10 protein-coding genes are annotated in these 15,007 nt (G+C 44.9%); 9 read left to right on the top strand and 1 reads right to left on the bottom strand.

The genetic code is table 11. The annotated features are described in order from the left end of the window. Window positions 1-219: 219 nt before the first annotated feature. From BEL04_RS06465 to mgtA, 8 genes are all read left to right on the top strand, one after another. Window positions 220-2,550: a TIM-barrel domain-containing protein gene (locus tag BEL04_RS06465; protein ID WP_066001449.1), complete on the top strand. Its 2,331-nt coding sequence runs from the start codon at window positions 220-222 to the stop codon at window positions 2,548-2,550. A 466-nt stretch (window positions 2,551-3,016) separates the two neighbouring features. Next, window positions 3,017-3,472, top strand: a complete 456-nt coding sequence (locus tag BEL04_RS06460) for a pyridoxamine 5'-phosphate oxidase family protein (protein WP_066001447.1) — start codon at window positions 3,017-3,019, stop codon at window positions 3,470-3,472. 169 nt (window positions 3,473-3,641) lie between these two features. Beyond that, a complete protein-coding gene (locus BEL04_RS06455; protein WP_066001446.1) occupies window positions 3,642-4,505 on the top strand; it encodes a universal stress protein in 864 nt (287 codons plus the stop codon). Window positions 4,506-4,528: 23 nt separating this feature from the next. Next, complete coding sequence (locus BEL04_RS06450) at window positions 4,529-7,036, top strand: cation-translocating P-type ATPase (RefSeq protein ID WP_066003512.1); 2,508 nt, start codon at window positions 4,529-4,531, stop codon at window positions 7,034-7,036. Window positions 7,037-7,104: 68 nt separating this feature from the next. Continuing rightward, window positions 7,105-7,959: a universal stress protein gene (locus tag BEL04_RS06445; protein WP_066001445.1), complete on the top strand. Its 855-nt coding sequence runs from the start codon at window positions 7,105-7,107 to the stop codon at window positions 7,957-7,959. A 38-nt stretch (window positions 7,960-7,997) separates the two neighbouring features. Then, window positions 7,998-9,410 (top strand): hypothetical protein, encoded by a 1,413-nt coding sequence (locus BEL04_RS06440; RefSeq protein ID WP_139112934.1) that lies wholly within the window; start codon window positions 7,998-8,000, stop codon window positions 9,408-9,410. A gap of 104 nt (window positions 9,411-9,514) precedes the next feature. Next, window positions 9,515-10,339 carry a universal stress protein gene (locus BEL04_RS06435; RefSeq protein WP_066001440.1) on the top strand — a complete coding sequence of 275 codons (825 nt, stop codon included), beginning with the start codon at window positions 9,515-9,517 and terminating at the stop codon, window positions 10,337-10,339. 12 nt (window positions 10,340-10,351) lie between these two features. Next, window positions 10,352-12,904: a magnesium-translocating P-type ATPase gene (mgtA, locus tag BEL04_RS06430; protein ID WP_066001439.1), complete on the top strand. Its 2,553-nt coding sequence runs from the start codon at window positions 10,352-10,354 to the stop codon at window positions 12,902-12,904. On the opposite strand, the gene BEL04_RS06425 is transcribed toward mgtA, so the two are convergent. Next, window positions 12,887-14,293: an MBL fold metallo-hydrolase RNA specificity domain-containing protein gene (locus BEL04_RS06425; RefSeq protein ID WP_066001437.1), complete on the bottom strand. Its 1,407-nt coding sequence runs from the start codon at window positions 14,291-14,293 to the stop codon at window positions 12,887-12,889. The two genes, mgtA and BEL04_RS06425, sit on opposite strands and share 18 nt — an antisense overlap. Before the next feature lie 222 nt (window positions 14,294-14,515). Here BEL04_RS06425 and BEL04_RS06420 point away from each other — a divergent pair, with 222 nt between their 5' ends. Continuing rightward, a complete protein-coding gene (locus tag BEL04_RS06420; RefSeq protein ID WP_083227785.1) occupies window positions 14,516-14,977 on the top strand; it encodes an Hsp20/alpha crystallin family protein in 462 nt (153 codons plus the stop codon). Window positions 14,978-15,007: the final 30 nt, after the last annotated feature.

Below are 15,007 nucleotides of genomic sequence, written 5' to 3'. Positions count from 1 at the left end.
GCTTTTTACTTTAAAATAACCTTGTTAAACATATAAGCTACCCCTTTATTTTGGTTTCTTCTACAATATGAATGCAATCGATTGAATTTATATTGAAATAATTTGCTTTTATCTTGTCGAATAATTACGTTCGTCTCAATAATTGTACAATTTACAATTATTGAGACGGCGGCTCCGTACATTTATAGCTCCTTAACCTAAAATAACCAATTATTAATTATGAAAAAAACACTACCCTTACTGCTTATCTTGTTCGTAATGTTTGCCGATAACACATTTTCGCAATCATATCAACGTACAAGCCTGGGCGTTAAAGCCAATATTCAATCTATGGATATTGAAGTGCAATTTTACTCACCTCAAATTGTGCGGGTATTAAAACAGCCTGAAGGCAGTGTCGTAAAAAAAGAAAGTCTTTCGGTGATCAAAAAGCCACAAATAAAGCAATTTGATGTAACAGATAAAGATGGGATCGTTACTTTAAAGAGCGACTCGATTGTGGTTACGTTTAATTTAAAAACAGGAAGGGTTAGTTTTGCAACCATTAATGGCACACCGTTGTTTACCGAGAAAGATTACGGTGCACAGTTTACGCAGGTTAAAGATGGTAACGAAGCATCTTTTGATGTGAGGCAATCTTTTCTGTTAGATAAAGATGAAGTGATTTACGGGCTTGGACAGCAACCTAACGGTAAACTGAATCAGCGCGGGCAAAAGGTATACCTGCGTAATGAAAATACGCGCGTTTGTATACCGTTTTTTCAGTCGGTAAAGGGGTATGGCATTTATTGGGACAGCTACGCGCCCACCACTTTTACAGATAATGTACAGGAAACCTCTTTCGACTCAGAGGTCGGTAATTGTGCAGACTATTATTTTATGTACGGCGCAGGGGCCGACGGTGTTGTTGCCCAGATGCGCGACCTTACCGGCCAGGCCCCAATGATGCCGTTATGGGTATACGGGTACAGCCAATCGCGCGAACGTTACAAAACACAATTTGAATTGATCAGCGTGGTTAAAAAGTACCGTGAGCTTAAAGTACCCTTAGATGGTATTGTGCAGGATTGGCAATATTGGGGTAAAGACGACAACTGGAATGCTATGGCCTTTGACGCAGTCACGTATCCCAAACCACAGCTGATGGTAGATAGCGTACACCTTTTAAATGCCCATTTATTTATTGTTGCCTGGCCGGGCTTTGCTCCCAAAACGCCACAGTTTAAGGAGTTTCAGCAAAAAAGTATGCTGATCAATTTTGACACCTGGCCACCGGGTGCTAATACACGTCCGTACGATGTATATAACCCTGTTGCCAGGGATATTTATTGGAGTTACCTGAGCAAAGGCCTTTTCTCATTGGGCCCCGATGCCTGGTGGCTGGATTCAACCGAACCCGATCATATTAATATAAAGGATAAAGATTTTGATCAGCCTACTTTTTTGGGCACTTTCAGAAAGGTACAAAATGCATTCCCGCTGGAGCATACCAAAGGAGTGTATGAACATCAAAGGCAAACTTCGGAAGGAAAGCGGGTTATCCTGCTTACCCGTTCGGCATTTGCAGGGCAACAACGGTACAGCGCCAATACCTGGAGCGGTGATGTACGGTCGGACTGGCCCACCTTAAAAAAACAGATACCTAATGCACTTAACTTTTCGATGACCGGGCTGCCATATTGGAATGCCGACATAGGTGGCTTTTTTGCCGGTAACTGGAATAAGGGCGGTGGTATTAATAACCCAGAGTTTCAGGAATTATATGCCCGCTGGTTGCAATTTGCTACTTTTACACCAATGATGCGATCGCATGGTACGGATATCCCGCGAGAGATATACCAGTTTGGCAAGCATGGCGACCGGATATTTGATGTACTCGAAAAATTTATTAACCTGCGTTATAGTTTACTGCCTTATACCTACTCAACTGCCTGGGATGTTACGCATAATTCAGGCTCTATCATGAGGCCGTTATATGCGGGCTTTGGACGCGATAAACAAGGTTATGAAAATAATACCGAGTACCTGTTCGGTAAGTCGTTTTTAGTGATGCCGGTTACCAGCGAAGGCGTTAAAAGCCAAAACGTTTACCTGCCTGCAGGAACTAAATGGTATGATTTCTGGACAGGAGAAGTTGCAGAAGGCGGGAAAACGATCGAGCGTGCAACGCCGATAGATATCCTTCCGCTGTATGTTCAGGCGGGTTCGATTATCCCGTGGGGGCCAAAAGTGCAATATGCTACAGAGAAAAAATGGGATAACCTGACCATTCGTATTTATCCCGGTGCTGATGGTAAATTCACTTTGTACGAAGATCAAAACGATAACTACAATTACGAAAAGGGGATGTATAATACCATAGATTTTATGTGGAACGACAAAGAACGCACATTGACTATCAATAAGCAACAGGGAGCTTTTCCGGGGGAGATTAAAAAAAGGAACTTTAATTTGATTATTGTTAGGCCCGGCCATGGCAATGGGGTTGAAATCACTCCTCCAGATAAAACCATGAGTTATAATGGCAGGACTTTGAAAATTAAGTTTTAAGAAACGTCGTCTTTCTGATTTTCTACTGCCCTGACTAAAGCATTTTCAAGGTATTACAGCTCCTGCACAGGCTTCGCACATTCTCTGCAAAGTTGTAAGCGGCGTAGAAGATTTTCAAGCAGCCGTTAACTGAATAGGTTAACGGCTGTATTGTTATATAATTTTGTAAAAAATGTGGTTCCGGGCGAACGCAATCATAAATGCAAGCTGATAGATTGTAAATAAGCCTCCCCGGCCATCTCTTTACTCTCCGAAAACAGGCCGATCCCAATAATTGCCCGCATTACTGTATAACCCTTTTCTGCTTAGCTACAGGATATTGATGAACGTCATCTTTACCAGTGACACTCATCATAGTATTTCAGGCTGCAAAGGGTCAACTTTATAATTATTTAGTATCAAAACAAAGAGGTTTATAAGGACTCGCTTATGCGAAAATTACCTTATCCCTGTAAATTTTAGAATTATGTTAGGTACGCTTGATGAAAAACAGATCGACGACCTGTTGACGCGGCAGGTTACCGGCAGAATAGGCTGCCATGCAGGTGGAACAACCTATATTGTGCCGGTTAATTACGTTTATCGAAGCCCCAATATTTTTGCGCATTCGGCTTATGGAAAGAAGATTATGATGATGCGTAAGAACCCTAAGGTATGTTTCCAGGTAGATGAGATCAGAAATATCTTCAACTGGCAAAGCGTTATTGCCTGGGGGCAGTTTGAAGAAATAACCGACATAAGCGAAAAGGAACGGGTTATGCAGGGGCTTATACACCGCATTATGCCGATGGTCGATCAGCCTTCAGGTCATCCTTCGCATGGTATAACCGAAAGCGAATATGATATCGGCACCTCCGTTGAACTGATCGTATATAAAATAGTGCTAACTAAAAAGACCGGCCGATTTGAAACAAGGCCATGATTGGTGATGAATTTATCGGTCATCTGAAAAAATCGTTAACCATCTGATCCGGGCATGGGCTTATACAGAAAAGTAATGATGATCAAGTCCGGCTAACAATGGCCGGATTAATTTTATGCTTAGAAAAGACAAGTAAACTATCGCAGTAGAGAATCTATTTTGTACGGCAATGAAAAAAATTTTGGCTCTTACCGATCTTTCAGAAAACTCAGCACACGCAGCCCGGTTTGCATCCATGCTGGCAGGCCAGATGAAAAAAGGGCTAATATTATATCATAGTTATGCCGTTTTGCCGGTGATACCGAGCTATGCAGGAGCTCCATGGGTTGCCCGCGACATTGTATACGCTGCAAAACAGCGAAAGGCGCATCTTGAAGATCTGGCCGAACAACTATCGGCGGTGCCGGGCATTGGCAGTCCGGCTAAAATAGAAACATCCAGCGATGAAGGTTCGCTGGTAACTAATGTCAAAAAACTGATTAAGCAAAATGATATTGAGATGATTGTGATGGGCGCCGCTTCGGGTAGCCGGATCGATCATTTTCTGAATGGGAGAGATACGCTGGCGATTATCAGTACTTGCCCGTGCCCGGTGTTGGTAATTCCACGAGCTGCCGAACCCAAACCTATCTGGAAAATCATTTTCGCAACTGCATTGCACGATCGGGATATCGCAGCTGCGTCTTACCTGGTTAACCTGGCCAGGGTGTTAGGCGCGCACCTCGAAATCGTGCACATGCTGCCCTTAGCCGGAGGAGAAACTGAAGAATGGCAGGAAGCCAGGTTTATGCATCTGTTGGAAAATTTTAAATATCCTTTGATCACTTATCACAGAATGAGGGCCAAAAGTATTTCTGCCCACCTTCAGCACGAAGGAAAAGAGTATGGAGCTGATACGCTGGCGCTGATCCATTATCATCATGGTTTTCTGACCGGGCTATTTGCACATGGCACCATACGGCAGTTGCTGGCGCATCACAACCTGCCTGTGTTGGTTTTGCCTGCAGAGATGGAACTTGAAAGCCCAGACTAATGGAAAGCCCGGGGTCATATAATATGCTGATTGGCGAAACAGAAGCCATCAGCGGGTTAAACTCTAACCAGGTTTTAGAGGCGAGACGTGTACACGGATCTAATATCATCAGTGTAAAAAAACAAAACAGGCTTTGGCTGGCCGTCATATCGCTTATTCGTGAGCCTATGGTTTTACTGTTACTAATCACGTCGCTGATCTATTTCCTGACGGGTAATTATAACGATGGCTTTTTTCTGGGGGTATCTGTTTTGCTCGTTTCTGCTATCTCGCTTCTTCAGGATGCACGAAGCCGGGATGCGCTCGAAAAACTAAAACAATATACAAAACCGCGTTGCAAGGTAATCCGTAATGGCAAAACGCAGTGGATCGATGCCATGGATCTTGTAGTAGGCGACTGCCTGATCATCGAAGAAGGTTCGTCCGTTGCTGCCGATGGCATAATTATCAATGCCAACGATTTTTCAGTTAATGAGGCAATACTCACCGGCGAATCGTTTCCCGTAACTAAACATGCAGGCGGAAACGATGAGGTTTATCAGGGCACGCTGGCGGTAAGTGGGATGGCAGTAATATCGGTTACCGCCATCGGCGACCGCACCAAACTTGCAGACATTGGCAAGATTGTGGAGGATATCACTGCCGAAACAACGCCGCTTGAACTGCAGATAAATGCCTTTGTAAAAAAAATGGTTTATGCGGGAGCGACTATGTTTCTGATTGTTTGGCTGCTAAACTACCAACGCTCACATAATTTTCCCGACAGCCTGGTTAAGGCACTGGCGCTTGCCATGAGTATTCTCCCCGAAGAGATACCGGTGGCAGTAACAACGTTCATGGCCTTAGGTGCCTGGCGACTAATGAAAGCGGGTATTGTGGTTAAACAAATGAAAACCGTGGAAACCTTGGGCAGCGCCACCGTAATCTGCCTGGATAAAACAGGCACTATTACTGAGAATCGGATGGTTATCGCGGAACTATACACCCCTCACTCTGGTTCTCAAGTGTACACAGATTCGTTTTCTGCATCTGAAGTATCACTGTTAACGGCAGCCATGTGGGCCAGTGAACAAGCTCCTTTTGACCCGATGGAGAAGGCTATCCATCAGGCCTACAGTAAGCTCACCCCGCCGGATGAGCGCACGGGCAGTAGGATGATACACGAATATCCTCTTTCGGGCATACCACCAATGATGACGCACATCTTCCTGAAAGCCAACGGGGAGCAGGTTGTTGCTGCAAAAGGTGCGCCCGAAGCTTTGTTTGCGTGTTCGGTACTGACCGCTGACGAAAGGAGGCTTGCAGACAATGCTATGCATGAAATGGCAGCTAAGGGCTACAGGGTGCTGGGCGTAGGCATTGCAGAATACGATGATACGGATTTTCCTTCGGCACAGCAGGATTTTCATTTCACATTTAAGGGCCTTATTGCATTTTACGATCCGCCCAAAGCCAATATTGGTAAGGTGCTCGAACGTTTCTACAAAGCCGGCATCCGGGTTAAACTGATCACAGGGGATAATACGGCTACAACGATCGAGATAGCCCGCCAGGTCGGATTTCGCGGGTATGCCGATCATATCACAGGGGAAGAGCTGATGCAATTGACCGCCGGACAGTTATCGGCAGTTGTACAAAACGTCAATGTGTTTACACGGATGTTTCCTGACGCCAAACTTAAGGTCATCAATGCTTTAAAGAGCCGGGGTAATGTAGTAGCCATGACTGGCGATGGGGTTAATGATGCGCCGGCATTAAAGGCTGCTCATATTGGTATTGCAATGGGTAAAAAAGGTACCGAGGTTGCACGGGAAGCTGCCGCGCTGATCTTACTGGAAGATGACCTGTCCAGTATGGCCAATGCTGTAGCTATGGGGCGAAAGATCTACACCAACCTGAAAAAAGCTATAGGATATATCCTTTCTATCCACATCCCGATCATTTTAACGGTCTTTTTTCCACTTGTGCTCGGCTGGAAATATCCCAATATTTTTACGCCTGTGCATATTGTGTTTCTCGAATTAATTATGGGGCCAACCTGCTCGGTGGTATATGAAAACGAACCCATGGAACCCAACATGCTCGAACAAGTACCCCGTGGCTTCAGCGATACATTCTTTAACTGGCCCGAGCTGACACGCAGTATCATACAAGGCCTGGCTATTACAGCAGGTACGCTCATGGTGTATCATTATGCTCAAAACATTTATAGCTTGCAGGTTACGCGTACTATCGTTTTCATTACTATAGTCAGCGCAAATATTTTCCTAACGTTGGTTAATCGCTCATTCTATTACTCTTTGTTGAATACCATACAATACCCTAACAGGCTGGTATGGTATATTGTCGTCGTAACGATCATTCTCTGCGTATTGTTGATTCGCGTGCAACTCCTGGCGGGTTTATTTGGCTTCGCATCCCCAGGTCTGGCCTCTATACTTGGTGCAATTGCAGCGGGTATGATCTCGGTAGCCTGGTTCGAAGTATGGAAGTGGCAGATAAGAAAGGTGAAAAGTGTGCCGAATCAATAAGATAAGTGACTTGAGGCACTATTTATATCGCTCATCATCAGGAGCTTTGGTGTATAAAACAAAACACCATGAAAACGCTACTCTTATCAACGGATTTTTCGTCTACGGCAGATCACGCCGTGAAATATGGTTATCACCTGGCACAAAACATCCATGCAAATGTAGTATTGTGCCATGCTTTTATTGTGCCCGCCGAGGTACCGCAGGCCGGAATGGTTGTTTGGCCGATGGATGCATACGATGAAATTCTGCACGACAATGATGAAAAGTTAAAAAGGCTTAAAGCCAGTTTAGGAAGGCAACACAACGAAACTGGTTTTACCCCCGATATCAGGATATTTAACCAGACCGGGCCGGTGGGCGATGTTGTACGCAACGCTGCCAATTCGGAAAAAGCCGATATGATCGTTATCGGTACACACCATTCGGGGCTTAATACCCTGCTTGTCGGCGATCATGATAAAGCATTGATCGACCATTTGGGCAAGCCTTTATTGCTTGTGCCGCCGAACATAAAATTAAAGTCACCACAAAAAATTGCCTTCGCATCCGATTTTAAGCACCCGGACCAGGACATGCAATTGATTCTTGGACTGATGCCTTTGATCAGGACATTGGGGGCAGAACTTTATATTACCCATGTTCAGCCAATGGCACAGCACAGCGAGCATCAGCTATGGTTGTCCCGGTTTTTGACTGATATTGCCAAACAAGCAACCTATCCCCGCGTATTTTCGAGAGTAATTGATGATGATGACCGCGTTGCTGCATTGGAAAGGTTATGCACCAGCGGGGAAATGGATTTATTGGTAATGGTACACCATCGCCGTAGTTTTTTCGAAGAACTTTTTAGAGGTAGTTATACTAAAAAAACTGCGAAAAGTACCAAGGTGCCACTACTTGTTTTACATCCAACCGAATGACACCATCTTTCACAGAGTTATTATTAAACCGGTTAACGATGAGAACGATAAAAAATCTAAAAGATATATGTGCCGCAACAGGTATGGCAGTGATTATCCTGTTATACAGCGGCATTTCTTTTAACACGGTTTGCGGTCAGGGTATGCCCATTCGTAACCAGCTTAACAGGCAGGTGCAGTATCTGTATTACCCGCAATCGGTAAAAAGATTTTATGCGGCAACGAACTTTAAAGCAGCATGGGTTGCCCCCGATACAGTTAAAACACACGCCTATGATGCCATGCTGCTATTGGATTGTGTAAGGCAGTACGGGCTTAATCATGCCGATTATCACCCGGATAAATTACTGTATAAAAGGTTAAATGCAATTACAGCCAATTATGCCGGGACCAGTGAGGACGAGAAAGCTGCTTTTGATATTTTTTTGACCGACGCTATGATCAGATTTATCAATAACCTTCACTATGGTAAGCTTAACCCCCGCTATTCATCCAAATTGCTTGATGCCCGTTCAAATGATGGCCTTCGGGCAGAAGAAATTCTGTTAAAAGCTGATGATAGCAAAAATTTCGTTGCGGATATCGAAAGGGTGCAACCCCGGTCTGAATTGTATCGCGACCTGCAGCGGCAGATGCACCAGATGGCGGGTGTCTATGTCGGCGATTGTTATGAGGTGCCCGAAGCATTGCTCAGGCAGGTTGCCGCTAATATGGAAAGGCTCAGGTGGATGCCGGTCAGAGGGCGTTCGTATGTTCAGGTTAATATCCCGTCATTCACGCTCAGATTTCACCAGCAGGACACAGATATTTCGTACCGGGTGGTAGTTGGAAAGCGCGAAACACCTACAACCGTGGCATCGGGCGTATTATCGGGGGTAGTATTGGGCGGGCCGGTACCCGATATCAGGCGGTGGCTGCCCCCTTCGCTTAATGATATTAGCTATGTTGAAAAACATGCTTATCAATTGACTGATCTGGATGGGAAGCGGATTGAACCCACTGCAGCCAACATTGCCATGGCAAGGCAAAACCCTTCCAAATACCGGTTGATCATACCCAAACCCGGTCAGACTGCTGTAAACCAGATCAATTTTGAACTAAGCGGCGCTCCTAATATTATCCTGGCGGGCCGGGCTGAAGGACGCCCTTTTAAAACGATAAATCCGGCACTGAGCAATGGCACAATTTGGATTGATCAGGCCAGAAAATTTACCGAATCGTTATTTAAGTACGATAATGGGCACAATAGCATAGCCGAACTCAATAAGGCTATTGCCAGCAAGCAGCACCGTAATTACCATCTTAAAACTCAATTACCGGTGTATGTGACTTATCAGACATGTGAGGTAAAGGAGGGCGTTTTAGAAACTTATGATGATATTTATCACCTCGATGACCGGTTGGTTAAAGCTTTGTTTAAGGGGGCATTTACAGTACCGGCTTATCAATAGGTATATCGGCTTTTTTGACCGCAAGCAGATAGCCGGGTGATGAGGGTCATTTTTTAAAGGGTTATACATGAGGATATTTACTAAACAATCAAAACGCTATCCAAATGAAAAATATCCTTGTAATCAACGATCACAGCCATGAAGCTGAACATGCAGCCCGAATGGGGCTGCTGATCGCTCAAAACATCCAGGCCGATTTACTCGTGGCTAATTGCTTTACCTATACCGGGAAACTGATAGAGAAAACCGTTGCAGGCAGCCTTTACAAGGATACCGGATCTGAGCATTATGAAAATGACCTGCATGACGAATTAGATCGCATTAATCATTCTTTAACGGGCTTTAAACCGAAGATCAGTACCATCGATCTGCCTGGTGCAAGCGAGGGGGTGCTTGCTGGATATGCGATCAGGAACCAGGTTGATATGATCATCCGTGGTGTAATGCCCGGAGGCTCAACCTCGATGAGTAATATCAGCAGCGACAGTTTGTTAAAAAAGATCAATTGTCCATTGTTGCTTGTACCCTACGGCTGGCATATCAAAGACATACAGCGGTTATGCTACATTGCCGAACTTAGGTATTGCCGGCTCGATGTAGTAAGGTACCTGGCCCGTTTTGCGGCGCCCTGGCGGGCCGATGTATCTATTGCGCATTTGTGTGCCAGGGGCCTTGCCGAAATGGAAACGCAGTACGCCGAAAGCGTTTTCGAACGCGAGATACTTCAAAAGGTAAGCTACGCGCGTTTACTGTTTACACCGGTTAGTGAATGCGATGTCCGGCGGGCAGTCGATGTGTTCATCCACGGAATGGGCACGGATATGCTTGTACTGGTTAACCAGTGCTTCCATTTTCAGGATGTTCTGGGCGGTGCCTCTGCCGACAGCTTCCCGGCTCACCTTACGGTGCCGCTGCTTGTTTTTCCATAAACTTCCCGGGCAATGCTGAACGAATTTAAGCCCACACAACGCTTCTGGAATGCTCCGGTTGACGATGCGTTTCATTACCTGTCATCCGGAGCAGCCGGTTTAACCTCAGCCGAAGCAGCCCTAAGGTTAAAACGGTATGGCGCCAATTCGTTAACAGGTAAAAAAATGGCGTCTGGCCTTTTTTTATTTATATCGCAGTTTAAGAGCCCGATAACGCTGTTGTTGATTATAGCCAGTTTGCTTTCGGCTGGTTTGGGCGATATAACTGATGCTGCAATTATTATTGCTATCGTGCTGATCAGCAGTTTACTTGGCTTTTGGCAAGAATACCATGCTGCAAAAGCCGTTGCCGAACTGTTAAAAATGGTTCAATTACATTGCAGTGTTTTACGCGATGGGCAGGTTAAAGCACTTAGTGTAGAACAAGTAGTTCCCGGCGATATGATCTCTTTATCTGCGGGTGATATCATTCCGGCCGACTGTTTACTTGTGGAATCGCAGGAACTTTTTACCGATGAGGCCGTATTTACCGGAGAAACATTCCCGGTCGAAAAAAACGCAGGAATTGTTACTACTGAAGCGCCTCTGTCAAAACGGACCAATACGGTTTTTATGGGCTCGCATGTCATCAGCGGTAAGGCCAAAGCTCTGGCGATACATACGGGTGTCAACACAGAACTGGGGAAAATCTCGGCTGACCTTAAAAGAGCAATACCCGAAACTGATTTTGAAAAAGGAATAAGAAAATTTGGATACCTGCTGATGGAAATAACCCTGGTGCTGGTTATTATTATCTTTTCCATCAATGTATTATTACATAAACCTGTTTTAAATTCGTTGTTATTCTCACTGGCGTTGGCAGTTGGACTTACACCCCAGCTATTGCCTGCTATTATTAGTGTAAACCTTTCAACGGGCGCCAGGCGCATGGCTGCATTAAAAGTCATCGTTAAAAGGCTCTCGTCTATAGAAAACCTTGGCAGCATGAACATCTTGTGCTCTGACAAAACAGGTACGATAACTGAAGGAAAGATCGATCTTAAAGATACTACAGGTATTGCCGGCAACCATAGCGATAAAGTGTTTCAATACGCATGGTTAAATGCATCATTACAAACGGGCTACCGTAACCCAATCGACGATGCGATCTGTTCTGGTTATCAGCGTCGGTTGGTTAACTGCAGGGTATTGGCAGAAGTACCCTATGATTTTGTAAGGAAGCGGTTGTCTGTACTTGTTCAGGATGAGCAGGGGAGGATAGCCATCACCAAGGGCGCGTTGAGAAATGTGCTTTCTGTTTGCGACCGGGCCGAAACCGAAAACGGAAATATAGTTGATATAAAAAGCTACGAATCGCAGATCACAACCAGGTATGAAGCTTTTAGCAATAACGGGTTACGGACGATCGGCCTGGCATATAAGCCAATAACGGCCGCATCAAACTTTACACGCAGCGATGAAACCGGGATGATATTTTTAGGTTTTATAACCTTGTTCGATCCCCCGAAACCAAATATCGCCGAAACTATAGCGAAGCTCAATCAGCTTGGTGTAAAGCTAAAAATAATAACAGGCGACAACGCCCTCGTCGCAAAAAGCCTTGCTATACAGATAGGCTTTGATGAGCCACAAATATTGACAGGCGGGCAGATCAATAAAATGAGCAATGCCGCTCTATTGCATACAGCGCCGGGTATTCATGTTTTTGCCGAAGTTGAGCCCAATCAAAAAGAACGGATCATTAGTATTTTGAAACGCGCGGGCAATGTTGTAGGGTTTATGGGCGATGGCATAAACGATGCTCCAGCTCTGCACATAGCCGAAGTTGGTATTTCAGTAGATACAGCGGTTGATATTGCCAAAGAAGCTGCGGATATTGTTTTATTGAGTAAAGACCTCGAAGTGCTGGTTGATGGAATAGTTGAAGGCCGTAAAACCTTTACCAATACCATGAAATATATTTTTATGGCAACAAGCGCAAACTTTGGCAATATGTTCAGCATGGCCGGCGCATCGCTGTTTTTGCCATTTTTACCCCTGTTGCCTAAACAAATACTGTTAACAAACTTGCTGACCGACCTGCCGGAAATGGCCATAGCTGCCGACCGTGTAGATGCGATCAATATCCAAAGTCCGCAACGCTGGGATCTGCATTTTATCAAACGTTTTATGATGATCTTCGGCCTGTTAAGTTCGGTGTTCGATTACTTAACCTTTGGCGTATTGTTGCTTATACTGCGCGTAGATGAGAAAGAATTTCAAACCGGCTGGTTTATCGAGTCGGTTTTTTCTGCCACGCTTATTGTCTTAATTGTGCGTACACGGATGCCGTTCTACAAAAGCCTGCCCGGTAAATATCTTTTAATTTCAACGATAGGTGTTTTGATCATAGTTACGTTGCTGCCGTTTCTGCCTGTATCGGCCTGGTTTGGTTTTGCTGTTTTGCCACCGATGTATTACCTGTGGATGGGCGCCGTTATCGCTGCATATATGTTGTCAGCCGAAATGGCAAAACAATGGTTCTATCATCGTTTGAGACCTCACAGGTTAGCCGACCCGAAATAGCAATACTGGCACATCCCGTTTAAGTATTACAGCATCTATCCCAAGTTCGGTACGAATCTTTACCCGTAATGCTTCCTGGGCCCCCGGTTCGCCGTGTACCAGGTATACATTTGGCGGCGCGGGTTTAAAATCCTTTAACCATTTTAACAGTTCGGCCTGGTCGGCATGAGCCGAAAGATCGCCTATTTCCTTTACTTTGGCCCTAACCGGGTAGTACTGGCCATGAATCTTGATCTCGAACGCCTGGTTAAGCAAGGCTCTGCCGCGTGTACCCTCGGCCTGGTAGCCAATAATAATGATGGTATTTTTCTGGTCGGTAATGTAATGTTTCAGGTACTCCAATACGCGGCCGCCGGTAAGCATACCGCTCGCAGCCAGTATAATTTTATCGCCCTTCTGCTTGATGATCTTTTTTGTTCTCTCGTAATCCTGGTTAATGGTGATACCGCTAAACATTTGCCTGCATTCCTGTTCGCTGATCGTGGTCCAATCAGGATATTTCAACAAAGCTTTACTTGCAGAAGAAGCCATGGGGCTGTCTAAAAAAACCGGAAGAGGGGCAGGGATGTTCTTTTTTGATTTAAGCTGATAAAGGATGTGAACTACATCCTGGGCGCGGCCCACTGCAAAACACGGAATGAGTATATTACCACCACGGAATATGGTGTCGTTGATCAGATAAGCCATTTCTTGTCCGCTGTCAGTATGATCGTGAAGACGGTCGCCATAGGTCGATTCCATAAACACGATATCCGCTTGCTGCGGGTGCTGCGGCGCAGGCAGCAGCTCCGAATGATACCTGCCGATATCGCCCGAAAATAAAATGGTTTTATGGTAACAGGAAAGCCTGACCGAACATGCACCCAGAATATGACCGGCAGGATAAAATTGAAACGAGATGTTTGAGTTAAGGCTATATTCTTTGCCGATGGTAACGGTCTCGAAAAAATAGAGCGCGCTTTCCACATCGGCTGTAGTATAAAGAGGTTTTGCCGGATGGTGTTTGGAATAGCCGTGACGGTTTGCCCGGTCGGCGTCTTCTTCCTGTAATTTGGCGCTGTCCCGCAGGATGATCTCCGTCAGATCGCGTGTAGGTTCGCTCATGTATATTTTGCCGCGATAACCGTTTTTTACCAGTAGCGGGATATACCCGCAATGATCCAAATGTGCATGCGTCAGGATCAGGGCCCCGATAGTTGCCGGGTCGACAGGAAGGGTTTCCCAGTTTTTTTCGCGTAATGATTTAATCCCCTGGAACAGGCCGCAATCAATCAGGACGTTGAGTTCGGGTGTACACAATAAATGTTTTGACCCGGTAACGGTCTCAGCTCCGCCGAGCGATCGTATGTAAACAGCTTGTTTGTCTTCTATAATTCCCGAAGTTTCCATGTGAATTGATTTACGGCTGATGTTACCATAAAGGTAAATACAAAAAAGTACGATGATACCTGTGGCGAATCATCAATGAATGTGAGTATAGTCACTATTTTAATGTTAAGCCGCTCTTATGGCCTCGTTAAATTGTTGATGAGGGTCATTTATGGAGTTGTCCGTCGTCATGTGCCGATATGCTTTGATTGATCAATTTTACTGATAAATCAAAACGTTTACATGATGTCAACTTTAGTTAAATCAAAAACATCTCCGTCGTTAAGGTCGATGATGGAAGATTTCTGGAGCCCCGACAGGTTCTTTAGCAGGTCGTTCCCTGATACTTTTCTTAATGCTCCGTTTTTTAACCGTGAGTTTTTGCCGGCGGTTAATGTACGTGAAACCAAAAATCATTACGAACTCGAATTTGCGGTGCCGGGCTTTAAAAAGGATGATTTTAAGGTAGAAACCGAAAATGGTGTTTTAACTATTTCGGCCGAAACAAAAGATGAAGAAAACTATAAAAAAGAAGAGTACACCCGTCAGGAGTTTTCTTATGCTTCGTTTACGCGTACATTCAATTTGCCCGATGACGTAATTGAGGATAATATCAAAGCAAATTATCACAATGGTGTCCTCACACTCGAGTTGAAGAAATCGGGGAAACAGTTAACTGCTAAAAAGGCAATAAAGGTGGATTAGGTTACCACTATCAGGTGGTAAAAAGCGCAT

It is taken from the genome of Mucilaginibacter sp. PPCGB 2223 (assembly GCF_001705515.1).
Classification (GTDB): domain Bacteria; phylum Bacteroidota; class Bacteroidia; order Sphingobacteriales; family Sphingobacteriaceae; genus Mucilaginibacter.
The sequence above is the reverse complement of the archived record's forward strand: the minus strand, read 5'-3'. Positions and strand labels throughout refer to the sequence as shown.

What these genes read in the sequence shown, in the direction of transcription:
- BEL04_RS06465 (WP_066001449.1), top strand. Translation starts at nt 220, where the DNA reads ATGAAAAAAACACTACCCTTACTGCTTATCTTGTTCGTAATGTTTGCC.
- BEL04_RS06460 (WP_066001447.1), top strand. Translation starts at nt 3,017, where the DNA reads ATGTTAGGTACGCTTGATGAAAAACAGATCGACGACCTGTTGACGCGG.
- BEL04_RS06455 (WP_066001446.1), top strand. Translation starts at nt 3,642, where the DNA reads ATGAAAAAAATTTTGGCTCTTACCGATCTTTCAGAAAACTCAGCACAC.
- BEL04_RS06450 (WP_066003512.1), top strand. Translation starts at nt 4,529, where the DNA reads ATGCTGATTGGCGAAACAGAAGCCATCAGCGGGTTAAACTCTAACCAG.
- BEL04_RS06445 (WP_066001445.1), top strand. Translation starts at nt 7,105, where the DNA reads ATGAAAACGCTACTCTTATCAACGGATTTTTCGTCTACGGCAGATCAC.
- BEL04_RS06440 (WP_139112934.1), top strand. Translation starts at nt 7,998, where the DNA reads ATGAGAACGATAAAAAATCTAAAAGATATATGTGCCGCAACAGGTATG.
- BEL04_RS06435 (WP_066001440.1), top strand. Translation starts at nt 9,515, where the DNA reads ATGAAAAATATCCTTGTAATCAACGATCACAGCCATGAAGCTGAACAT.
- mgtA (WP_066001439.1), top strand. Translation starts at nt 10,352, where the DNA reads ATGCTGAACGAATTTAAGCCCACACAACGCTTCTGGAATGCTCCGGTT.
- BEL04_RS06425 (WP_066001437.1), bottom strand. Translation starts at nt 14,293, where the DNA reads ATGGAAACTTCGGGAATTATAGAAGACAAACAAGCTGTTTACATACGA.
- BEL04_RS06420 (WP_083227785.1), top strand. Translation starts at nt 14,516, where the DNA reads ATGATGTCAACTTTAGTTAAATCAAAAACATCTCCGTCGTTAAGGTCG.